This is a genomic window from Symmachiella dynata (genome assembly GCF_007747995.1).
Classification (GTDB): Bacteria; Planctomycetota; Planctomycetia; order Planctomycetales; family Planctomycetaceae; genus Symmachiella; species Symmachiella dynata.
Map to the genome: position 1 here is coordinate 1,449,428 of NZ_CP036276.1, position 22,603 is coordinate 1,472,030.

Genomic DNA, 22,603 nt, shown 5'->3' on the forward strand with positions numbered 1-22,603 from the left:
CTCCCTTTTTTCGTGCGCAGTTTGGTGGCGAGAGTGGCCAGTATGGCGTTCCAACCCTCACGCCTGTCACCTCAAGCCTCACGCCTATCAGCAGCGTTCAGCAGTCGTAGACCGTTGAAAATAACCAGGAGCGAGGCGCCCATGTCGGCGGCGATGGCCATCCAGAGTGTGGCTTCGCCAAACAGCGTGAGGATGATGAACAAGACCTTGAGGCCGAGCGCGAAGACGATGTTTTGACGGACGATGGTGAGCGTTCGCCGTGCGTGTCGAATCAGCCAGGGGATTCGTGAAAGGTCGTCGGACATCAGGGCCACATCGGCGGTTTCGATGGCGGTGTCGGTTCCCATGGCTGCCATGGCGATTCCGACGGTTGAGGCGGCCAGTGCGGGGGCGTCGTTCACGCCATCGCCGACCATCGCCACGCCCTCGCCTTGGGAGGTGAGCTGTTGGATGTAGTTCAGTTTATCTTCGGGCAGGCATTCAGCTTTGACGTGATCGGCAGCGATGATCTGGGCGACGGCTTCAGCGGTGGCTTGATTGTCGCCGGTGAGAATGTCGATACGCTTCACGCCAGCTTCACGCAGGGAGACGAGGACCTGCGCGGCGATTTCGCGAGGCGCATCGGCGACGCTGATCAGTCCAATAACCTGTTTGCGGGTGCCGACGGCGATTACGGAGTGGCCGGCCTGTTCTAGTTCCATCGCTTTTTCGTGGACGCCGGGTGATTCATCTGCCTGTTCGTGGACCAGGCGGTGGCTGCCGATCCAATAGGGTTCGCCGGCGATGTTGCCCACCACACCGCGACCGCTGAGCAACTGGTGGTCCTCGACTGTGGGGGTATCGATCTCCTCGGCGGCGGCGAAGTGCCGGATGGCGCTGGCGATGGGGTGACTGCTTTGTGCTTCCAGTGCGGAGGCGACTTCGAGCAGTTGTTTGCGCGAATAGGAATTGACCGGCGTGACGGATTGCACTACAGGTTTACCGACCGTGATCGTGCCGGTTTTATCAAAGGCGATGGTTTGGATCGTGGCGCACGACTCCAGGTACCGTCCTCCTTTGATGAGCACCCCTTGACGGGCAGCTGCTGTGAGAGCTGAAACGATGCTGACGGGAGTGGAGATGACCAGCGCACAGGGGCAGGCAATGACCAACACGACCAGTCCACGGTAAATCCATTCGCTCCAATTGGCGGCGAACAGCAGAGGGGGAATGACTGCGATGGTGAGGGCCAAAGCCATCATCGCCGGCGTATAGTATTGGGCGAATCGCTCGACCCATTGTTGGCTGGGCGCGCGGGCGGCTTGGGCTTCTTCGACCATTTGCGCGATGCGGGCCAGTGTCGAGTCGGCGGCGATGTGCGTGACTTCGATTTCCAGCGCGCCGTCTTCATTGATGGTGCCGGCAAAGACTTCTTGGCCGGGCTGTTTGTCGACCGGGCGGGACTCGCCGGTGATTGGGGCTTCGTTGATGGCGGACTGGCCGGCGCGGATAACGCCATCGAGCGGGATTTTTTCACCGGGTCGGACTGAGATTAATGCACCCAATTCGATATCTTCGACCGGCAAGGATTCGGCCTTGCCCGCGGCATCGATTCGCCGTGCAGTGGGAGGAGAAAGGTCCATGAGTGCGGAGATCGCCCGTCGCGCGCGGCCCATGCTCCAGTGTTCCAGCAAGAGTGCTACGCAGAACAGAAAGGAGACGGTGGCAGCTTCGAACCATTCGTTGATGGCGATCGCGCCAAAGACAGCGACGGTCATCAACAGGTTCATATCGGGTTGGCGGCGACTGAGTGCAGCCCAGGCTTTGGGGGCGACTTGCCATAAGGCGGCGAGAATGGCGGCCATGTAGGCGGCGCGAGACGTCCAAAATGCGGCGGAGTCACCGGCATGTGTGAATTGAATTGTGGTGCCGATGATCAGAGACGCAGCGGAGAGGGCAGCCAGCCAAGTCGGCCATTGTTTCCACCAGGGGAGGGCGTGCTGGGCGGAAAGCGGTGCCCAGGGTTGCGCCCGCATCCCGATTTCGGAAATGCGGGTGATGATCTGTTTGGGGTCGGTGACGGCCTGATCGTAGATGGCCGTCATGCGGTTTTTGAAGATGTCGAATTTGAGTTCGACGATCCCCGGTTGACGTCCCACGGCCTGTTCGAGTTGGCGAATCTCCTCGGCACAATCCAATTCAGCAACGCGGAATTGAGCGGTCCGCACGGAGCGCGGGCGATCCGATTCTTCAGGTTGTCCCTGCATCGTCTCGCCCCCGCTGGCTTGACCGTCGCACGTTCGAGTAGCGCAGCCACGGCAGAGATAATGCAGCTTGGCGCCGAGATGAATCTGGTGTGTGCGTCGTTGTTGAATGAATCAGTGTGGTGAGGTCGTTTTAAGCTGCACAGGCCGGGCAGCGCCTCAACCGCAGTCATTGCGGTCCGTTATTTGTATTCGTAGCCGACGCTGCGTTCAATAGAGCGGGCCTTATCGCTGAGCGTCCATTTGTTAATCGGGTCGTCAAGTTTTTCGGTGGGGCGATCGGAGCGTGCGTCCTTGCCGTATTCACTCCAGTTTTCAGCAACCATTGGGGCGGCATCGTCGTAATCGCGTGGATTCGGTTCCATCAGACTCAACGTGGAGTCTGTCATTTCTTTGCCGGCATCGACCAGGGCGCAGCCGGTGAATGTAGCACAAATGGACACAAACAGTGAGAAAATGAACAGTCGCATGGACGGATCCTCCGGGCGGCCTCGCCGGGTTGCCAAGAGTTGAGGCGAGACCAGGCGCAACGAGGGCGGCTTGAAGTGAGAGATGAAAAGATTGTGTGGTTGTTGAGAGAGTGAGAGGGGCGGAATTTCGCAGAATTGTCGCAGCAGGTCTAGGGCAGTTTTGGGCAAATTTGTTGGTCGTGTCTCGCAACAGGCAATTGTGCGGGCGGCGCAATTTTAAGATCGTTCTATAGCGATGTTGGGGTTTGTTTTGAGGAGAAAAGAGCCGTGAAAATTTCGGTAGGTTACGCGTTTTTGCCCAAACAGATGAGCTTGCGGACGGCGGCGGTGATGGATCATTTTGGGGTCGGTTTTGAAACAGGCCGGCATGAGATCGCTGAGAAGTTGGAGTTACCGATTCAAGAGGGGGACGTAGTTTGTTTTACGGGCGAATCGGGGTCGGGGAAATCGAGTTTGATGCGGGCCGTTGCAGGCGAATTGCCGGGAGTGGTGAACATTGATGCCTTGGATTTGGGAGAGGCGATTCTTGTGGAAGCGTTGGGACAATCCTTTGAGGAGGCGGCGCGGTTGTTGTCGATGTGCGGTTTGGGAGAAGCGCATTTGATGTTGCGGCGGCCTACGGAATTGAGCGATGGTCAACGGTATCGATTTCGCCTGGCGTTGGCACTCGCGCAACAACCGCTGTGGATTATGGCGGATGAATTTACGGCGACCTTGGATCGCACATTGGCCAAGGTGGTGGCCTTCAACTTGGCGCGGCATGCGCGGAAGACGGCGACCGGTATTTTGTTGGCGACGACGCACGAGGATGTGTTGGTTGATCTGCAACCGACGTTGCATGTGCGGTGCGCATTGGACGGCCCGCCGGAAGTCACCCGTTACGAGCGTAAAAAAAAAGCATCAGCTTTGGCGACGACATGTGGATCAGTCGTGGGACCAAGTCCGACTGGCCGCATTTCGCTCGGTGGCATTACCGCAGTCACGGCGTCGGGCTGACGCGATTTGTGACGGTGCTGTGGCATGGTGAGCGAGCGGTGGGGATTTGCCTGTTTACTTGCCCGCCGATTTCGTTGCGGCATCGGCGTCGGTTTTTCGGGATGTCGGGACGGTGGTCGCGAGTGAAGTTGCAGTTGCTGAATCGGCAACTGGTCAATTTGTCGCGCGTGGTGTTGCATCCGACTTATCGCGGCGCAGGTTTGGCTGCATCGTTTGTACGGCGGAGTTGTGAGTTGTGCCCGTGGCCGTGGATTGAGACATTAACGCAGATGGGGCATGTGAATCCGTTTTTCGAACGGGCAGGATTTGTGCGAGTGGGGCAGTCGTCTCCTCCGGCACGATCGCGGTCGGGGCATTCGTCATTGTGGGGGACACGACGACATGCCGACGGCGGGAAGACGTTGGTTTCGCAACAGGCGTTTGAGAAGAGCCGCTATGCGGAGCCGGTTTATTATGTGTTTGATAATCGGGTGAATGCTGATGATTGAGGGGACTGGCAGAATTGGTAGGTCATGCTGTGCATGACGTTTCTCGGAGAGGTATCGCGACTCTAAGTCTCGTCATGCACAGCATGACCTACGGAGGGGCATGATGAGTGAGGCGGAGATTATGGTGCGGCGGGTGGGGCCGCGGTTGTTGACGGATGCGGAACAACAGGCGTATTTGCAATTCCTGCTGAAGGGGGCGAGTCCGGCGGTGATTTGCGCGCAATTGGGCGTGCCGTATTCGGCGGTGCTGACGACGCTGCGGGAGTGCGCGGAGTTTCGAGACGATCATGGTGATGCGCAGGCGTTGCTGACGCAGAATGTCGAGGCGGCGCTCTACACGCATGCGATGAAGGGGAGTGTGCCGGCGATGACGTTGTGGCTGCGCAACCGACCGCCCAATAGTTGGAAGGCGGACGCCGACGGGGAGGACGCTGTTGACGAACTGGAACGGTTGAGCGATGCAGAATTGCTTGAGTTGGCAACAGCGGAGGGACTTGCGGTACCGGTTGCGTTTGCACGGGGCGCTCAAGCGTCGGGCGGCGAAGTATAGCCCGGCGGATTTTCGTCGGCAGTTGCGGCTGAGGCCGGGGTCGCCGGTTTGTTTGGGGGACGCGACCGAAGCGTGGCAGGCGGCGGATTTTGCGGCGCTCGACGGGGCGTGGCTGTCGTTGGCGGGCCGCGGTGGTGCCGTAGGAGTGCGGCGGGCATATATCGAACGACCGCGGGGGCATGGCAAGACGTCGGACATGGCGGCGCAGGTGTTGTGGATATTGCTGTACGCCGAGAGCGCAGTGAATGGTTTGGTCGCGGCGGCGGATTTGGATCAGGCGACGTTGCTGCGCAAGGCGATCGAAAGGTTCGTGCGACTGAATCAGGAATTATGTGGGCCACTCAGATTCCGGCAGCACGGCGTAGTGAACGGGAAGACTGGCAGCCGGTTGGAGGTGATCAGTTCCGACGTGCAGAGTTCTTGGGGGGCGTTGCCGGACTTTGTGGTGTGTGATGAATTGAGTCATTGGCCGCGACCGGATATGTGGCATTCCTTGTTTTCGTCGGCAGCAAAGAAACGAGACTGTGTGTTGGCGATTTTGACCAATGCCGGCGTGGGCCGTGGTTGGCAATGGGATGTGCGTGAGGCGGCGCGGACGAGTTCGTCGTGGTATTTTTCGTCGATTGCCGGCCCGTGCGCTCCGTGGATTCGGGACGAAGACTTGCAGGAACAGCGGGAATTGTTACCGCCCAGCGTCTATGACCGGTTGTGGCGCAACATTTGGCAAGAGGGTGGCGGGGAATTCGTCACGTTGGCTGAAGCTGAAGCGTGTCGCGATGCGGACTTGTCGGAGCGGAGTCGAAGCGCGCCGGGGTGTCGCTATATTGCGGCGATCGACTATGCGGAGAAGCGGGACTACACCGTGGGTGTGGTGGTGCATCGCGAGGGGCAGCGGGTTGTGGTGGATCGCATGGACGTGGTCCGTCCACAGCCCGATGCGCCGGTGGAGGTCGCCTGGGTCGAGGAGTGGATCGAACGCATCGCTGCTGATTTTCATGCGGTGACGTTCGTGGTCGACGAATATCAATTGGTGAGCACGATTCAAAAATTCGGCCGTCGGTTTGACGTACGACGTTTTGAGTTTCTGTCGGGGCGAGGCAACCATGCACTGGCGCTCAATTTGCGGCAGTTGATTTTGCAACGACTGGTCCGTTGGTACGCCGGGTGCGGCGAGTTGCATGCGGAGTGGGGCCGAGACGATTTGGAGACGGAATTGGCCAGCGTTGTATTGCGGCAATCCGCCTCGGGCCGCTGTCGCATCGACCATCACGTGGGCGGTCGGCAACACGACGACCGCGCATTTGCATTGGGTGCGGCTTGTTTGCATGCGGTGGAAGGGGCTTCGGGGGGGGAGTGGTTGTTGGTGGGGAGTATGTAGTGCGGTGGGCGGTAGGCGGTAGGCAGTAGGCAGTAAAAAAGTGGCCGGTGGTTAGTGGCCGGTGGCCAGAAAAAGGGGGGATGGATATCTGTGCGTGATTATGCTGGGGTGTTGGTGTTTTTGTGTTTTGGAGACCTGCGGTCTGGGCTGTGCGGGGTCTGGAGACCCGCGCACAACTAAGCCGGGGGCGGGGTCTGGAGGTCTGCGCACGACTAAGTCGGGTGCGGGGTCGGGAGACCCGCGCACAACGAATGTCCTCACGCCTGTTACCTCAGGCCTCAGGTCTTATTTCAAAGGAGCGAACGTTGTTGGGATACTTACGTGATCGTTGGCGGGTGGCGGCTTTGCGGGCTCGGTATGCTCGGCGGGTTCAGGAGCGGTTGTTGAATTTGGTGGAGACGTCGGGGCCGTTGCCGGTTTCTGAGGATCCGGGGAAATGGACGTTGTTAGGTCCGGGAAGTGGAGCCATGGATGCGGTGCAGCGGACTGATTTGCGTGCGCGGGCCCGGCAGTTGGCGATGACCAATTCGCATGCGCGGAATGTGATTCGGCTGTTGGAGATTTACGTCGTGGGGCCGGGACTGAAGCTGTCCCACGGGGCGCGGCGGGAGGATGCGGCGGCGAAGGAATTGGCGGCCCGCGCGGATGCGGTGTGGGCGGAGTTTTTGCGAGCGAATCAGCGGCACTTCTCCTACCGCGAATATGGTCGGCGGGCGTGGAGGGATGGGGAATGTTTTTTGCGGCTGTTTCGTCGTCCCGCTTGGCCGCCGAGTGTGCGGTTTGTTGATCCCGAAACGGTGGCGACGCCCGCGCATGAAGAGGAGAGCGAAGGGATTGTCACGGAGCCGGACGACGTCGAAACGCCGGTAGCGTATCAACGAGTCGATGCGGTTTCGTTGGAACTGCGCGAGGAGATTCCGGCAGCGGATATGTTGCATACGAAATTGGGAGCGGACTCGAATCAAAAACGGGGCGTGACCGTATTAGCGCCGGCGATCGAAACGCTTGAAAGTTTCGACAAATGGTTGGAGACGGAGTTGCTCGCGCGGCGGTTGCAGTCGTCGATTGTGTTATGGCGGAAGGTGCAGGGATCGCCCTCGGAGGTCGCTTCGGTGGCCGATGGTGCCCAACACAATTCGCGGACCGATCCATACGGAACGGTGCGGAATGAAAAGGTGCGAGCCGGGACGATCTTGACGACGTCGCAGGGAACCGATTTGCAATTCTTGCAGCCGGATACGAACTTCGGCGATGCGGTCCCAATGGGGCGGTTGCTGTTGTTGTGTCTGGCAGCAGGGCAGGGGTTGCCGGAGTTCATGCTGACGTGCGATGCCTCGAACGCGAATTTTGCATCGACGATGGTGGCTGAGGGGCCGGCGGTGAAGTTGTTCCAGGCGGAGCAGCAGTTTTTCGTCGCTGAGTTTGAGCGTTTGTGGCGCTGGGTGATGTCCGAAGCAATCCGGGCGGGGCTGTTACCGGACGACTTTCATGACCAGGTGATGCCGCATTGGAGCGCGCCGGAGTTGGTGAATCGCGATCGCCCACGAGAACGCTTGGCCGATGCACGGCTGTGCGACGCGGGGATTTTGAGCAAGGCGGAAGTGGCACGGCGCGACGGGGCGGATCCGGAGTTGATGCGTGCGGAGCGTGAGGAGGAGTAGGCGGAAAAGAGTGGCCGGTGGTCGGTGGCCAGTGGCCAGAAGAGTAGGCAGTAGGCAGTAGGCAGAAATTTTGGCCTATGGCTGCCAAACGGGTTGGGGTGCTGGGCCTCTGAGGTATGGCCTACGACCTACGGCCGTTTCTACGCCGGTTGACCGGCGTTTCCTCGCAGCGGTATTAGGCCCATCGTTTATGGCGGGTCGGTTGGGCACGCGGTTTTTGATTTCTGGAGCCTCGTTTACGAGGCTTCTCGCTGCAGGGATTGCGGTGATGGCTGAAGCCCTCGCATCGAGAACCCCCGTAAACGAGGGTTGAGTTTTTGTGTGATTTTCCTTCGCCCAAACCCGCCGTAAACGACGGGCCTAATACCCGCTTTCAGCGGGGAAAGTCCCGTAAACGGGACTCGTATTGTTGAGGCGGAATTCGATTGACCGTGTCTGCTTGCGTGGGAGGGACAAACCTTCGGCCATTCGTCCTGCCGGTGGCCAGTCGTTTGAATCGACCCACCCTCAAGCCTGTCGCCTCAAGCCTGTTTCCTACAGCCTACAGCCCAAAGCCTAAAGTCTCGCCGCCGCAGGCGGCGCGGGAGGATGTGATGCGTGTGATGTGGTTGGTGTTTGAGCGTTTGCCGCATCCAGAGGCGGTTTGTTATGCGGCGGGGGAGGCGGATGTGCGGTTGGCGGAGGTGTTGCTGAAGCAGCCGCGGATTGAGCGGTTGCGATATGCTGAGCAGTTGCGGAATTTTTTGCGCGAGCAAGAAGGGCTGTCGCCGTTCGCGCGACCGGGAGTGGCTTGCCGGGAAGGGGACGGTTTGTACCGGGTGATTTCTTGGCGGTTCGCGAAATGGTTGGCAAATGTGCTGCCGGCGGAGGGGACGCAGTTGGAGGGGGTGCGGGGGCGGATTGGTGACTGGCTGGGTGGTAGTCGGGAGATGCTCGGAAGTTGATTGGCCGGAAAAAGTGTTTTGGATAGGGGGCCTGGCGAGTGTGAAAAATGTTGATTTCTGCTGTTGTAATGATGTACGATTGTAGTTTGGGTGCGATTGCTCTTCACCCTGTAAGGTTTAGTCGTCGCGATCGATACGACGAGCGTTCAACAAGTTAGCGTATCGTGAGAAAGCCGTGAATCACCCTGGAGTACGTCACTTCGCAAAAAAATTAGCATGGTTCATAGAGTCCGCTGCTTTCGTAGCGCTTGGATGGATCAGCTATTCCCTAGGCATGAAAGCTGATGATAATTTATTCGGGCCGTTAATCGGAAAGACGAACGAGTGTGCTCCATTGTTGGTTTTGGGGTCTGGAGCAGTTATTATCGCTGCGAGGATGATCCGGTATTTTTTTGCCGACCCAACTGAAGCTGAAAAGATAATCGCTAATTGCGTCAACGATGCCCTGAATAACTTTCGCAGAAAGTGTTTTCCCGATCTTCCCGAGAATACGGCTACTGACCTAAATAGGGTAACAATTTTCAAACACTATCGATGGGTTTGGAGCGTTTCACCTCGGCGATTGTGGTATCGACGATGGGGGAAGGGGAGATTTCCAGGATCGGGTTGGCTAGTCCTCTTACATCGGTCTGGTCACACCACTCAGACATCAAGCACTATGTTTCTAGCTCCCGACGATTCTCCACAATATGCTGAGGGAGTTGCTGGGCAGGCGTGGCGAGGGACAACAATTCGAGTAAGATCGCTCCCAAATCTCGAAAACATCAAATACAGAAGCGTTTTTTTCGTAATATGGTATAGGATGTGCGTTTTTGCAAAGAAGCAGAACGGAATAACCCGAAGCTACGAAGAAGATTGCAAACTGGTTAATGCGTATGCTGAGGCAACGTACACGTCGGGTCGAATTGTTTGGCAACGAATCAAGTCGGGGAAACGGAGTCCGACATCGATACTCGCAATCCCGCTTGAGTCAATTGACAGTCGCGGATGGGGTGTAATTGTTATGGATAGTTCAAACAAATTCGAGTGCATCGATACCGAAGACCGTCGTTTTAGGCTAGCACTCTCCGAATTGAATACAAACTTGAGTCTTTACAACGTAACGCGTTCTTGAGGACGAATCATGTCCCAAAAAAAATGGATCACCTTAGACCCGGAAACATTGAATCGGACTCAACGAAAAGATGTTGATGGAATTGAGATAACGTTGGGTATGTCACCGTTCGATCTGCCAGATAAAGTCAGCGGTGAATACAGGGATGAAATCAAAAAATTCGTCATTACGTTCCAGTATCTTGGAGTCACGAACGAACCGTTGCGTCCTCTGAGGTCTGTCGAACCTCATATCCTATTTAGGGTCGGAGCTCATAGTGGGCGTCTTTGCGAGATTCAAGTGGATGTCGCTGCGGCAGCGGCTGATCATGTACGTCTCGACATGATCGTCCCAGAAGTAGAGAGTGCAATTGGCGCACTTGGCGATCAAGTTCCCAATCGGCGGGACAACTTCAGCGTTGCTCGTGAGGTAATCACAGAAAACAAAAGTCAACTAATTGAAGGCGTATTTGCTGGTGACTAATGTCAGATTCAATTGTCAATGGGCGTTATGAACTTGAACCACCTTGCTCCCTCTCATAGCAAGGTGGTTTTTTGCCGGGCATATTCCGTAGACGGATGAATTCTTTCATTGAAATACAAGTTGCACCAGCCCTAAGTCACCGCGATGCGGCGGGCGAGGAGTAGGGCGGGGATGATGAGGGCGGCGACGGCTAGGGAGTACTCGACGCGTTGGGTGATGAAGAGTACTAAGGCGGCGTCGATGAGGGGGAGGGAGAGGAGCATGGTCTTGATCGCTAGGCCGATTTTGGGGCCGACGGGATCGAAGATTGCGACTGCGAGGCGGCGGTTGATGACGAGTAGGATCACTGCGAAGAGCATCAAGACCGAGAGAGGGTTGCCTAGGTTCTTGGTGGACAGGACGAATGAAATCAGCAGCATCACGCCGGTGTTGACGAGCAGCATGCCGGTGATGGCTTGGAATTTGCTGCGGCGTCCGGCGTTGGCTTCGCTGCGGGCAAACCAGGTGACGCCGACGATGTACACGCCCAGTGCAAGGGCGATGCCGATGTGGTGTCCGCTCCAGAGCGACGGGGCTGTGCTGGCTCCTAGAATCACATTCAGGCTGCGGCAACTGCCCATGGCGATCGGTCCTAGCGGCGTGGCTTTGAGCAGCCAGTCGTAGGCGAAGATCGCGGCGACGATCATCAGGGCGACGGTGAGGCTGGATGGTCCCACGACCGAAGCGGCGCCAACGCCGCCTGCCATTAACAGGCCGCCGAGTCCGATTGCATTGGTTAGCGGAACACGTCCGGAAGGAATGGGGCGTCCGGGCCGCTCTTGGGCATCGATACGGCGATCAAAGACGTCGTTGAAGACCATGCCGGACAAATACAAACCCCCGGAGGCCAACAACAACAGCACGAAGTCCAACACCGATGTGAAGCTGCGGTGGACGATGAGATATCCCAGAAAGATATCGGCCATTGCCGTGAAGAGGGCCGGTAGCCGGACGATTTGCAGATACGCCAGCAGTTTGGAGCGGGTCATGGTTTGCCAGTGGACGGTTGGAGTCGGCAGTGGGCGAGGAAATAGTGGCCGGTGGTTAGTGGCCGGTGGCCAGAGATTAGGGGGGAGCTTTGGGGTGTCGTTAATTGTCTACTACTTTTTTAACCCACTCGGTGAGGGCGGTTTTGAAATCTGTTAGGGTGGCTTCTAGGTTGGTTTTGGCGGTGGTTAGGGCGTCTTTGTTGGGGCAGCTGGCTTGGGCGAAGTAGTAGAATTTGATTTTGGGTTCCGTTCCTGAGGGGCGGGCGGCGAAGGAGATTTGGCGTTCGCCGGGAGCCGAGTCGAAGAAGACCAAGTCCCCTTGTGGCTGGGGGAGATCTTCGACGCGTGCATTGTCGGGCAGAGAGCGGACTTCGTGTGTGCCGTAATCTCTGGCGCGGGAGAGGGTGATGCCGGCCAACTCCGCGGGGGGGGCGTCGCGAAAGGTTTGCATCAGCGCATCGATCTGGGCTTTGCCGGTGGGGCCTTCGCTGACGAGCGAGGTTTGCGATTCGGTGAAGTATCCATGCTCGACGTAGATTTCGTCCAATCGATCGAGTAAGGTTTTGCCCTCGGCGTGCAGCTCTGCGGCGAGTTCCAAAATGTAGAGACCGGCGATGGCGGCGTCTTTGTCGCGGGCGTATTGGCCGGCGAGGTAGCCGAGGGATTCTTCGGCGCCGAAGACAAAGTTGTCCGGCCCTTCGCGGTCCATGGTTTGGCCGATGTATTTGAAGCCGACGAGCAAATCGTCGATGGCCCGCACGTCGGCGGCTTGTGCGAGTTTGGCGATGAGTGGTGTGGTGACCAACGTTTCGACAACATAGTGTTCCGGCGAGAGGGTTCCGGCCTCTTTCCGCTTGCGCAAAATGTAGTCGGCGATCAACACGCCGATGCGATTGCCGCTGACATGCACGTATTCGCCTTCGCCGTTGCGGACGGCGATTCCCAAGCGGTCGGCGTCGGGGTCGCTGGCCAAAACGAGTGCGGCGTCTTCGGCGCGGGCTTGTTCGATGGCGGGTGCGAAGACTTCGGGGCGTTCGGGGTTGGGCAATTGGTCGGGGACGTTGGGGAAGTTTCCATCGGCAGCGCGTTGTGGCTCAAAGATGGTAACGCCTTCAAATCCGGCGGCCTCAGCAGCGCGATAGACGGCTGTTTCGCCGACACCATGCAAGGGGGTGAAGACGGCCTTGATGTCGCGAGCCTGGGAAAGACTCATGGCCAGGACATTGGCGATATAGGCGCGATCGACTTCGGCGCCGATGATTTCAATTTTGCCGGCGGCGACTGCTTCGTCGAAGTCGATGGTCGCGAGTTCTTGGCATTGATAGACGCAATCGATAATGCCTTTGTCATGCGGCGGGAGGACTTGGCCACCGGTGGACCAGTAGGCTTTGAAACCGTTGTCTGACGGGGGATTGTGAGAGGCGGAGACCATGGCGCCGACGTCGCATTTCAAGTGCCGCACGGCGAAGGACAACTCAGGGGTCGCACGGGGCGATTCGAACAAGTAGACCTTGAGGCCGTTGGCGGCGAAGGTCGTGGCGGTCAATTTTGCGAAATCGTGGGAGCGGAGTCGCGTGTCACTGGTCACAACGGCCACGCCGCTGGTTTTACCAGTCGCCTGTTGCATGTAGACGGCGAGTCCTTGTGCGGATTCGCCGATGGTGCGGTTGTTGATCGTGGCGGAACCGATGTCGGCCATCAACCCGCGACGTCCGCCGGTTCCAAAGGGGATCACTTCCCAGAACAGGCGGTCCAATTCCTCGAAACGGTCCGCGTCGACCAGCGCGAGTACATCCGGCACGTATTCGGCGAGATAGGATTCCGTCAGCCATCGAGAGGCGTTGGTGGCGCTGGCGGGGGTTAAGCGGTTCTCAGCGGCAGCGGCTTCAATTTTGGCGATGGCCGTACGAAGTCGCTCGTCAGGTGTCGTGGAACTCATCGGGGATCACTCGCGAATCGGATAGCGTGGTTTTGGGGTAGCGGCGCGTTGATACGTCGCCGCTAACTTTACCAAAACAGGTCGCGGTCAGCGAGTGTGGGGGGCGGGATGTTAGGCGTTGGCTGCGTACAATTCGGCGTATTCCAGCACCCACATGTCAATCAATTGCCGAAAGGATTCCGGGTCCGCTTCGACGAGCATTTGATAGCGGGTGCGGCGAAAGAGTTCCTTGTTGTGAATGGTGCCCTTGGCGCGGAGTTCGAGGATATGCACGGAGGCAAAGGGGCTGATGACCATTTCCAGGCGGCTGAAGGAATTGGCGCGGCGGCCGTCTTCGACGAGCAAATCATCACGAGAGATGGTCGCACCCCAGCCACGTTCGTCGGTGGCGGTGTTGAAGCGAAAGCCGGGGAAATGGTCGGCCAATTTGCGGAGGCAGTCCTCGATCTGTTCGGAGAGCTCCAATTGGTACTTAATATGGAGCTGCTTCAATTCAGCTTCGCCCAATTTGCGCTGCTCATCTTCGCGCGCCTGGACGTCGCCTTGGTGCTGACCTCGTTCGATGGCCCGTTCGAGCCGCTTTTCAAAATCCATCGGTTGCTCTGGTCTCCCGTAGAAATCGGGCGGCGACGTGGAAGTGGGAACGCTTGCCCGACAGTCGAATCGCCCCTGTTTCGTTCAAATTAACAGTTTGGCGGTTCAGATGCCAATAGTAGAAGGGGTGGTAGGCAGTAGGCAGTAGGCAGTAGGCAGTGGGCAGTGGGCAGTGGGCAGTGGGCAGTGGGCAGTGGGCAGTGGGCAGAAAAAAAAGTGGTTGGTGGTTTTGGCTGAGTGTTGGAGGTGGGGTTGGGGGGGGATCTTTGTGCTTTGTCGGGTGATTTGGGTGATTTGTTGATGTTTTTGTGTCGCGGGGCTTATATTTGCTTTTGGCGGGGAAAGGTCTGTCGGGGGAGGGGAGTTTTTTGGTTGTGGTTTCGGGTGTTTTGGAGACCTACGGTCTGGGCGGTGCGGGGTCTGGAGACCCGTGCACAACTGTCACGTTGACTTGCGCACAACTGTTTTGTTGAGCCTTCTGCAACTCTTTTCCTCACGCCTGTTTCCTCAAGCCTCACGCCTCAAGCCTCAGACCTGTTGCGGTCCCTACCACCGGTTTGTGCTTGACACTTGGTTTGTGGGATTTAGAATCGGAATTTAGGTGCAATCCGGCTCTCAACCGAGTACAGTAGAAGGGCGGGTTGAGTATTTGCAATTCGCTGGGTGTTTTTACGCCTATTCGTCGAATTTGGCTCTCTGTTTCTCGTTCTCTACTATTGTGTGGCCAAGGACAATGGGTGTGCAAAGCATGCCTGAGTCGGAGATGGACAGGGGGCGTCGGGCGTTCCGCACCTTAGGGATGATCGGCAGAATCGTCGTTTTCGTGAAATCTGCTGCCGGCTGCCACTGTATGGCGAATCTTTTGTAAACTCATCGACCGCCGGGATTTGGCCTTTGACCGGTGTAGCTATTACCGTGTACATTGGATGGACACGTTCTTGCGCAGGGCATTCGCGCAGGTGGTTGATTCCGCCGAGACGTATCACTGACCGCCGCTTTCAACAGAATTGACGATTTTCCGGTGTCTCGTGCCGACGGTTGTCTGACCGTATCAAGCACAGGCTCAACCGGGTTTGGTAATTGGTTCCAGCAATTTTCAGGGTGACAGAATATGGCTTCGTCCAAGAACACCGGGCTTACGCTCACTTTGGTCTTCTTTGTGATCACGACGTTGATCAGCAGCGTGTGGGCGATCATGATGACCCAAGAAAACCAGGAGCGGTTGGCGACGCAGGAAGAAGACAAAAAAACAGCGGTCGAAGCCAATCAATTGGCCAAATCGACCTTAGATGACATCAACCAACTGAAAGCCCTGTTGGGGCATGATCATCCTGAAGTGGGTGATGCCAACGAGGAGCTCAAGGACGAAACCGTGATCGGTGCCGTGCTGAACGATTTGAAGACTTACGGCGGCGACCTGCAAGAAGGGACGGTCTTGGCCACATTGCAGAATTTGCACGCCGCGTTGTCCTCTGCGAATCAGCAGTTGGCTCAAAAGCAAAAGATGTACGACGAACTGCAGACGCGTTTTGCGATGTTGGACCAGACGAACAAAGACCAACTGGCAAAACTCGACGAAGCCCGCACAGCGGCAGAGCAGTCGTTGGCGGAGAACACGGAAACGCATCAAGACATTCTGGCCAAAAAAGACGATACGATTCGTGAGAAACAAGAAAGCGTCAATTCAGCGGAAGGCCGCGCCGAGGAAGCGGAGCAGAAGCTCGCCGACGTTTCGACGGATCTCGGCGAGCGGATTAAGCGTCAGAGCGCTCTCAATCGCCGCTTGTCGGGAGAGTTACGAGAGATCAAGAAAGAAGAAGTCGAACGTCCTGACGGAGAAATTGTGAAGGCGAGCCGTGACAAACGGATGGTCTGGATCAATCTGGGAAGTTCAGATCGGCTGCCGAAACGAATGACGTTCAGTGTCTACAAGAAGGGACACAGCGGTATTGCCCGCACGAATGCCGACATCAAAGGCGCGATCGAAATCACTAAGATTCTCGGTCCTCACTTGGCAGAAGCCCGCGTGGTCGATGCCGATTTCCGGTTGCCAATCACGGACCGTGACCCGATTTACACGCCGCTGTGGAGTCCTGGCCGTACAGAGAAAATGGCGATTGTGGGCTTCGTGGATCTCGATGGTGACGGCCGCTCAGACCGTAAAAAGTTGCGAGAGCTAATCACCTCGTCCGGCGCTTCGGTCGTTACGGAAATCTTGGATGATGGGACGACGATTCCGGAAGATGCCGATTTCAGTGAATTGATCTCAACCGATGTGAAATTCGTGATTCTGGGCGACATGCCCCGTCCTGAGGATTCCAGTGTTCCCAAAGAACGGCAGCAGATCCTCGACGTCTTGAGAGAATTCAACTCGATGCAAGAAGCTGCATTGGACAACGGTGTGCGTCTGGTTTCGCTGAGCGACTTCTTGAACTTCATCGGTTACAAAGCCGAACAACGCTTGTATCGTCCGGGCGACAAGCGGAAATATACACTCAAAAGCGGATCACGCAGTGCGGCTGTGGATGAAACGATCATCCGCATGGGCGACGGCAGTTCCGGCCAGACCGCCGGGAAATACTCACGACACCCGCTGCTGAAAACGAGATCCTCTTCGGATCAAACATCCAAACGGTACAAGGCCGGCAGTAAGGATGACAAATAACCGTTCACCTCACGGTGGCCGGTCAAAGGCGAATTGGATAGGACCTAACAGGGTGAACCTTGGTTGAACACGGTTCGCCCTGTTTTTGTTTTGCCCGGCGATCCGTTCTTGCTGTTCATTTCCCAAGTCACGTAACGCACAGACCCACCCCCAGTTGCTGAAGCTTTGTTTCGCATGACAAGAGTTCTTATCACCGGCTCGGCGGGTTTCATTGGCTTTCATACAGCAAAGCGGTTGCTGGCGGATGGCTACGAAGTGGCTGGGGTCGATTCTCTGAACGACTACTATGCTCCGCGGCTCAAGGAAGCGCGACACGCGGATATCGCGGTGGCCTATCCCCAGTTTCAAGCCCATACCATGGACTTGTGCGATATTGGCCGCGTTGTGGAATTGTTCGAGCAATTCCAACCCGATTTGGTTTGCCATCTGGCAGCGCAGCCCGGCATTCGTTATTCGCTGACGCATCCGTTGACGTACGGCGAGCGAAACCTGACCGCCTTTATGAATGTCTTGGAAGCTGCCAAGAACCAAAAGGTCGCACGGTTTGTCTACGCCTCCAGTTCCAGCGTCTATGGCGGGAACGAGAAGCTGCCGTACTCCGAAAGCGACACGGTGGATCAGCCGATGAGCATCTATGCCGCCACCAAGCGCTCCAACGAGTTATTGGCCGGCACGTACAGCCGTCTCTTTGATTTTCAGACGATCGGACTACGGTTGTTTACGGTGTACGGACCGTGGGGACGTCCCGATATGGCGCTTTGGAAATTCACCGAGTCGATTCTGGCCGGCCGACCCATCAGCGTTTACAACAATGGCGAAATGTTTCGCGACTTCACGTATGTGGAGGACATTGTCGAGGGGATCCGGGCGACATTGCAGGCGCCCGGCTTAGCTGCGGCTGAGGTCATCAATTTGGGCAATCACCGTGCGGAGTCGATCATGGATTTGATTGCCGAGATCGAACGGGCCACCGGGAAAGAGGCGATCAAGCAGCTCGAGCCGTTGCAGCCCGGCGAACCGGTGCGGACTTTCGCCGATATCGACAAAGCCCGCCGGTTGTTGGATTTCGCGCCGCGGACTACGATTGCCGACGGCGTGCCGCGGTTCGTAGACTGGTACAGACAATGGACCGGCGATTGAGATCATGGTGCTGACTGTTACTGAGTCTGCAATGGACACGTTGATTGCGCGCGGCCAACCGGCGCATCACGGCAATGCATATACCCATTAGGTTCGTAGAACGGGACGATCGACGATGACGACGACACTTGTGACCGGCGGCGCCGGTTTTTTGGGCAGCCATCTTTGCGACCGGCTGATCGAACGGGGCGACGAGGTGATCTGCGTCGACAACTTTTTTACCGGCGGCAAACGGAACATCGAACATCTGTTGGATCATCCGCGCTTTGAGTTGATCCGCCACGATATTGTGCATCCGCTGCATGTGGAGTGCGATCAAATTTTCAATCTCGCTTGTCCGGCCTCGCCTCCCGCCTATCAATACAATCCGATCAAAACGATCAAGACCTCCACGGTCGGGATGGTCAATGTCCTGGGGTTGGCCAAGCGTTGTCGCGCGCGTGTTTTGCAATCGTCAACGTCGGAAGTCTATGGCGATCCACACGTGCATCCGCAGACGGAAGATTATTGGGGGCATGTGAATCCCATCGGGCCGCGCAGTTGCTACGACGAAGGGAAACGGGTCGCAGAGTCGCTATGCGTCAATTACCACCGCGAGAACGGCGTAGACGTCCGCATCGTGCGGATCTTCAATACCTATGGACCACGGATGGATCCGCAAGACGGGCGGGTGATTTCGAATTTCATCAATCAGGCGATCCAGGACGAGCCGATTACGATCTACGGCGACGGCAGCCATTCCCGATCGTTTTGTTATGTGGATGACTTGATCGAAGCCATGTTGCGGATGATGGAACAGACTGAAACCATTGGCCCGGTGAATATCGGCAACCCCACGGAAACCAGTCTGTTGGACCTTGCGCAAACGATTCGCAGCATCACGAATTCCCAATCAGAAATCACACATCATCCGTTGCCGCAGGACGATCCCAAACAACGCTGCCCGGATATTACGCTGGCAAAAAAAGTTCTCGACTGGACGCCACAAGTTGAGTTGCGGCCCGGTTTGGAAAAAACGATCGCGCATTACCGCAGCCTGTTGGAGAGCTAAATCCCTCGGCAACAGCAGTCAGTTGCGCGAGCGGTGTTGCACCGTCGCAGGCAATCTGGGAGATTATGCGATCGTCGTCGCGGAGGCCTCCTCGCCGGTTTGCGGCGACGCGTTTGATTGAAGTCCAGTCACTATTGAAATCGCACTGGCGGACAAGCCGCCAGTGGCACCCTATTCCCAACGGAACGGGAATGGCGTTCTCAGGACGCAAGGAGGTCAGCCATCGCCGATCAACAGAAAATCATGCTCGTCACCGGTGCCACCGGGTTTGTTGGCAGTCACGTGGTGCAGCGGGCGATTGAAGCAGGCTATTCGCCGCGGGCGCTCGTCCGCGAGTCCAGCAATCGAGCACTGCTTGATGAATGGGGCGTGGAACAGGTCGTCGGCGATTTTTTTGATCACGACGCACTCAAAAAAGCGGTCGACGGCGTGAGTGCCATTGTGCACTGCGCGGCCAAGGTGGGGGACTGGGGGCCGATCGACGACTACCGCGCCGTGAACGTCCGCGGCTTGGAACATCTATTGGTTGAGGCCGAAGCGGCCGGCAGCTTAGAGCGGTTCATCCAAGTCAGTTCCTTGGGGGTTTACGAAGGCCGCGACCATCACGGGACCGATGAAAGCGAACCGGCGACCCTCACCGGAATGGACGGCTATACGCTCACCAAGGCCGAGGCGGAACGGCTGGTGCTGGAACATGTTCGCGACAACAGCCTGCCCGCAACGGTGGTCCGGCCGGGATTCATCTACGGCCCGCGCGATCAAACCGTGCTGCCGCGATTGTTGGAGCGGCTCAAGATCGGACAGGTGAAGTTCTTCGGTTCCGGTGATCAACTTTTAAACAACACCTACGTGGGCAATCTGGTCGACGCGATTTTCCTCTGCCTGGAGAAGCCGGAGACGATTGGCGAAGTGTTCAACATCACCGACGGCCAACTGGTCAGCAAGAAGCATTACATCTCCTCGGTCGCCGAATTGGCCGGTTACCCGGTGCCAACCGGATCGGTCCCGCTGGGAGTGGCGCGGTTTTTGACCAAAGCCTCGGAACGGGTCTATCGGCTATTGGGCAAAAAAGAAGCGCCACTGTTATCCAACGCGCGGTTCAAGTTCCTGGGCCTGAACCTCGATTTCTCCATCGAAAAAGCCCGCCGCCAACTCGGCTACGATCCGCAGGTGACGTTCGATGAAGGCGTGCGACGGATGATGGAGTGGTACAAGACTAATAGCGACGCAGCATAATAACAGTCACGCTGCGTCGCCTTTTGGATCACGCTCTTGAGGCTACTGTCGCACGTCGTAACAAAGCAGCACGTCCATGTCGCGCAGGTAGAGCTTGCCGTCGGCAATGACCGGGTGGGGCCAGGCGTTGTAGTCGCTTCGCTCGGGTTGGTCGAAGCGGCCGGTTTCGACGAATTTCTCGGGGTTGGCTTCGACCAGGGCGACGGGGCCTTTTTCGCCGCGTAAATACAGGTGTCCATCGGCGTAGACCAAAGCTCCTTTGCCAACGGAACGCTCGGCCCATTTGACGTCGCCGGTCGTTAGGTCCATACAGGTCCAAACGTTGTTGTTGGCACCGTAGATGTAGCCATCGACGATCACCATGCCGCCATGATGGTTTTTCATCATCGGTGTTTTGTACATGAATTCTGATTCGACGCTGTCCCCATCGGCATTGAGTTTTAGCAGCGCGCCGCCCGTGCCGTAGCCCGACGCGGTGAAGACATAATCGCCGGTCAGCAGCGCTGTGGAACAGTTGGCAACCGGGTTGGCCGAGGCGGTATTGCTCCACAGGAATTGACCGTTGTCGGCGCGAATCCCAATGGTTGCATCACTCGTGAATTGCACGTATTGCTTCACTCCGCCAGCTGTGGTGATCACGGCCGACGCATACCCCGCGCGGGCTTTGTCTTTGGTGATCGAGGTCCAAATCTCTTTGCCGGTTTTTTTGTCGAGGGCAACAACGGTGCCTTTGCTGCCGCCGGGCGTGCAGATCAGCCGGTCGCCATCGATCAACACCGATTCGCTGATGCCCCATTTGATGTTTTCGCCGTCGTACTCATCCAGGATATTCAACTTCCAAACCACGTCGTGTGTCGTGCGGTTGATGCAGGCTAGATTGCCGCTGCCGCCCAACACATAGAGAAAATCGCCGTCGATCGTCGGTGTACCGCGGGGACCGTTGCCGCGACCTTGTTCGTAGGCTTCGCCGATTGCAGTTTGCCAGAGGATCTTTCCCGTTTTTTCATTCAGAGCGAAAACTTGTTCTTGCCCGTCGAGGTTGCCCATTGTGTAGAGGGTTCCACCGCTGACGGAAACGGTCGAGAATCCTTCGCCGATGCCGTGGGTTGTCCACAACAATTTTGGACCCTCTTCGGGCCAAGAGGTCAGCAGCCCGGTTTCGGAGGAGCGGTTGTCGCGATGGGGACCGCGAAACTGTGTCCACTCTTCCGCGTGAAGCGACGCAGCTGTGAAAAATAACAAGCTCAGCACACCGGCAGACACAATCCGTCTCATCGTTGATTCTCCTGGGTTCGATCAAAATAGAGCGCCGGACGCGAGCATCGTCGCGGGGATGTTCGACGTGCCAACAAGGTGTCGGCATGATAAGGCATCGGTCGAAGCACTGACAATTTCAGGCGCGTCAGTACAATCCGATTTTCAAAGACACTCTACAAACCATAAGCCGGTTCCCTCAAGTCTTATCCCTTTTCTGATATACTCGCCGACGACATGACAAATTCCTCCCGTCAAACCCGAGCCGGCTTGCTGTTCGTCGCACCCTGGTTGGTGGGTTTGTTGTTGTTGACCATATATCCGTTTTTGCAGTCGTTGTATTGGAGTTTTTGCCGCTACGACCTGTTGAATGATCCGCAATGGATCGGTGTCGAAAACTATCGGCGGTTGGCGGCGGAGATCGAGCGGGGCGACGAGTTTGGGCAGGCGCTGTGGAATACGGTTTATTACGCGGCGCTGGCGGTGCCGGGTAGTGTGTTGCTGGGTGTGGGATTGGCTGTGGCGCTCAACTTGCGGGTGCGGGGACAGGCGGTTTATCGCACACTGTTTTTTATCCCCTCGATCGTGCCGACGGTGGCGACCTCGATCCTTTGGCTATGGTTGCTGAATCCCACGCGCGGACTGGTGAACCGTCTGCTTGCGCCGACCGGATGGGCGCCCACTTGGCTGAATAACGCGGCCGAAGCGTTTAGCCCGGCCCAGTTGTGGGCGGGGACGGCGGGTCTCGGCTCGAAGGATGCGTTGGCGTTGATGACGCTGTGGGGTGTGGGAAACTTCATGATCATCTATCTGGCCGCCCTGGGCAATATTCCACGCGAGTTGTACGAGGCGGCCCAATTGGACGGGGCGGGCCGTGTGCGGCAATTTACGGCGGTGACGCTCCCGCATTTAACGCCGGTGATCTTTTTTAACGTCGTGATGGGGCTGGTAGCGGCCGTACAGTACTTCACGCAGGCCTATGTGGTCAGCGGCGGGAGCGGCGGCCCGGAAGGCTCAACACGCGTGCTCTCGCTACACATCTTCCTGTGGGGCTTTAAGTACCTCGACGCGGGTTACGCCAGTGCGGCGGCCTGGGTGCTGTTCGTGCTCGTGGCGGCTGTGACGTTACTGCTGTTCCGCTCCGCACGCCGGTGGGTGCACTATTAGGCTGCTGGTTCTGCTCAGTGACTGTACCGCTCCATCCTCGGGGGCATCCCTCGAGGGGGCGCAGCGATCACAGCCCTCTGCTTGCTGCTGAGGCCCTCACACGTCAAGACGAGGATCAAGGCCCGGTAGGCAATCGAAGCCGGTATCCGCCTGATGCAGGACAATGGGGGCCTTGGAGGAGGATTGCTTGGCGGGTGGTCCTTGGGAGTAAGGCAACAAGGGG

Annotated in this window: 18 protein-coding genes; 12 read left to right on the forward strand and 6 right to left on the reverse strand. The window is 57.4% G+C overall.

Annotation, left to right across the window (positions count from 1 at the left end; all coding sequences use genetic code 11):
- Positions 1–71 precede the first annotated feature (71 nt).
- Both Mal52_RS05495 and Mal52_RS05500 read right to left on the reverse strand, forming a co-directional pair.
- Complete coding sequence (locus Mal52_RS05495; protein ID WP_145374706.1) at positions 72–2,246, reverse strand: heavy metal translocating P-type ATPase; 2,175 nt, start codon at positions 2,244–2,246, stop codon at positions 72–74.
- Between the two features lie 179 nt (positions 2,247–2,425).
- The gene (locus Mal52_RS05500) at positions 2,426–2,713 is read right to left on the reverse strand and encodes a hypothetical protein (protein WP_145374707.1); all 288 of its coding nucleotides are present in this window, start codon (positions 2,711–2,713) and stop codon (positions 2,426–2,428) included.
- A gap of 267 nt (positions 2,714–2,980) precedes the next feature.
- Between Mal52_RS05500 and Mal52_RS05505 the strand changes: the two genes are divergently transcribed.
- From Mal52_RS05505 to Mal52_RS05535, 7 genes are all read left to right on the forward strand, one after another.
- Positions 2,981–3,709 carry an ATP-binding cassette domain-containing protein gene (locus Mal52_RS05505; protein ID WP_145374708.1) on the forward strand — a complete coding sequence of 243 codons (729 nt, stop codon included), beginning with the start codon at positions 2,981–2,983 and terminating at the stop codon, positions 3,707–3,709.
- Complete coding sequence (locus tag Mal52_RS05510; RefSeq protein WP_145374709.1) at positions 3,631–4,197, forward strand: GNAT family N-acetyltransferase; 567 nt, start codon at positions 3,631–3,633, stop codon at positions 4,195–4,197. Before Mal52_RS05505 ends, Mal52_RS05510 begins: the two co-directional genes overlap by 79 nt.
- Before the next feature lie 100 nt (positions 4,198–4,297).
- Positions 4,298–4,747, forward strand: coding sequence for a hypothetical protein (locus tag Mal52_RS05515; protein ID WP_145374710.1), 450 nt, complete (start codon positions 4,298–4,300; stop codon positions 4,745–4,747).
- Complete coding sequence (locus Mal52_RS05520) at positions 4,656–6,125, forward strand: terminase large subunit domain-containing protein (protein ID WP_145374711.1); 1,470 nt, start codon at positions 4,656–4,658, stop codon at positions 6,123–6,125. Before Mal52_RS05515 ends, Mal52_RS05520 begins: the two co-directional genes overlap by 92 nt.
- Before the next feature lie 308 nt (positions 6,126–6,433).
- Entirely contained in the window at positions 6,434–7,786 is a 1,353-nt protein-coding gene (locus Mal52_RS05525) for a phage portal protein (RefSeq protein ID WP_197534676.1), read from the forward strand.
- Between the two features lie 491 nt (positions 7,787–8,277).
- Positions 8,278–8,730, forward strand: coding sequence for a hypothetical protein (locus tag Mal52_RS05530; protein ID WP_145374713.1), 453 nt, complete (start codon positions 8,278–8,280; stop codon positions 8,728–8,730).
- A 1,123-nt stretch (positions 8,731–9,853) separates the two neighbouring features.
- Complete coding sequence (locus Mal52_RS05535; RefSeq protein ID WP_145374714.1) at positions 9,854–10,306, forward strand: hypothetical protein; 453 nt, start codon at positions 9,854–9,856, stop codon at positions 10,304–10,306.
- 131 nt (positions 10,307–10,437) lie between these two features.
- Here the strand turns inward: Mal52_RS05535 and Mal52_RS05540 are convergent, their stop codons facing one another.
- The 3 genes from Mal52_RS05540 to Mal52_RS05550 all read right to left on the reverse strand — a co-directional run bounded on the left by Mal52_RS05540 (position 10,438) and on the right by Mal52_RS05550 (position 13,867).
- The gene (locus tag Mal52_RS05540) at positions 10,438–11,334 is read right to left on the reverse strand and encodes a UbiA family prenyltransferase (RefSeq protein WP_145374715.1); all 897 of its coding nucleotides are present in this window, start codon (positions 11,332–11,334) and stop codon (positions 10,438–10,440) included.
- A gap of 100 nt (positions 11,335–11,434) precedes the next feature.
- A complete protein-coding gene (locus Mal52_RS05545; protein WP_145374716.1) occupies positions 11,435–13,273 on the reverse strand; it encodes a phospho-sugar mutase in 1,839 nt (612 codons plus the stop codon).
- A gap of 111 nt (positions 13,274–13,384) precedes the next feature.
- Positions 13,385–13,867, reverse strand: a complete 483-nt coding sequence (locus tag Mal52_RS05550) for a hypothetical protein (RefSeq protein WP_145374717.1) — start codon at positions 13,865–13,867, stop codon at positions 13,385–13,387.
- Between the two features lie 1,111 nt (positions 13,868–14,978).
- Between Mal52_RS05550 and Mal52_RS05555 the strand changes: the two genes are divergently transcribed.
- From Mal52_RS05555 to Mal52_RS05570, 4 genes are all read left to right on the forward strand, one after another.
- Positions 14,979–16,532: a hypothetical protein gene (locus Mal52_RS05555; protein ID WP_145374718.1), complete on the forward strand. Its 1,554-nt coding sequence runs from the start codon at positions 14,979–14,981 to the stop codon at positions 16,530–16,532.
- A 174-nt stretch (positions 16,533–16,706) separates the two neighbouring features.
- Positions 16,707–17,672 (forward strand): NAD-dependent epimerase/dehydratase family protein, encoded by a 966-nt coding sequence (locus Mal52_RS05560; RefSeq protein WP_145374719.1) that lies wholly within the window; start codon positions 16,707–16,709, stop codon positions 17,670–17,672.
- 115 nt (positions 17,673–17,787) lie between these two features.
- Entirely contained in the window at positions 17,788–18,723 is a 936-nt protein-coding gene (locus Mal52_RS05565) for a UDP-glucuronic acid decarboxylase family protein (protein ID WP_145374720.1), read from the forward strand.
- Between the two features lie 243 nt (positions 18,724–18,966).
- Positions 18,967–19,959 carry an NAD-dependent epimerase/dehydratase family protein gene (locus Mal52_RS05570; protein ID WP_145374721.1) on the forward strand — a complete coding sequence of 331 codons (993 nt, stop codon included), beginning with the start codon at positions 18,967–18,969 and terminating at the stop codon, positions 19,957–19,959.
- Between the two features lie 42 nt (positions 19,960–20,001).
- Here the strand turns inward: Mal52_RS05570 and Mal52_RS05575 are convergent, their stop codons facing one another.
- On the reverse strand, positions 20,002–21,234 hold the full coding sequence (locus Mal52_RS05575; protein WP_145374722.1) for an outer membrane protein assembly factor BamB family protein: 1,233 nt from the start codon (positions 21,232–21,234) through the stop codon (positions 20,002–20,004).
- A 216-nt stretch (positions 21,235–21,450) separates the two neighbouring features.
- Here Mal52_RS05575 and Mal52_RS05580 point away from each other — a divergent pair, with 216 nt between their 5' ends.
- Positions 21,451–22,380 carry a carbohydrate ABC transporter permease gene (locus tag Mal52_RS05580; protein ID WP_145374723.1) on the forward strand — a complete coding sequence of 310 codons (930 nt, stop codon included), beginning with the start codon at positions 21,451–21,453 and terminating at the stop codon, positions 22,378–22,380.
- The last annotated feature ends 223 nt before the right edge of the window (positions 22,381–22,603 follow it).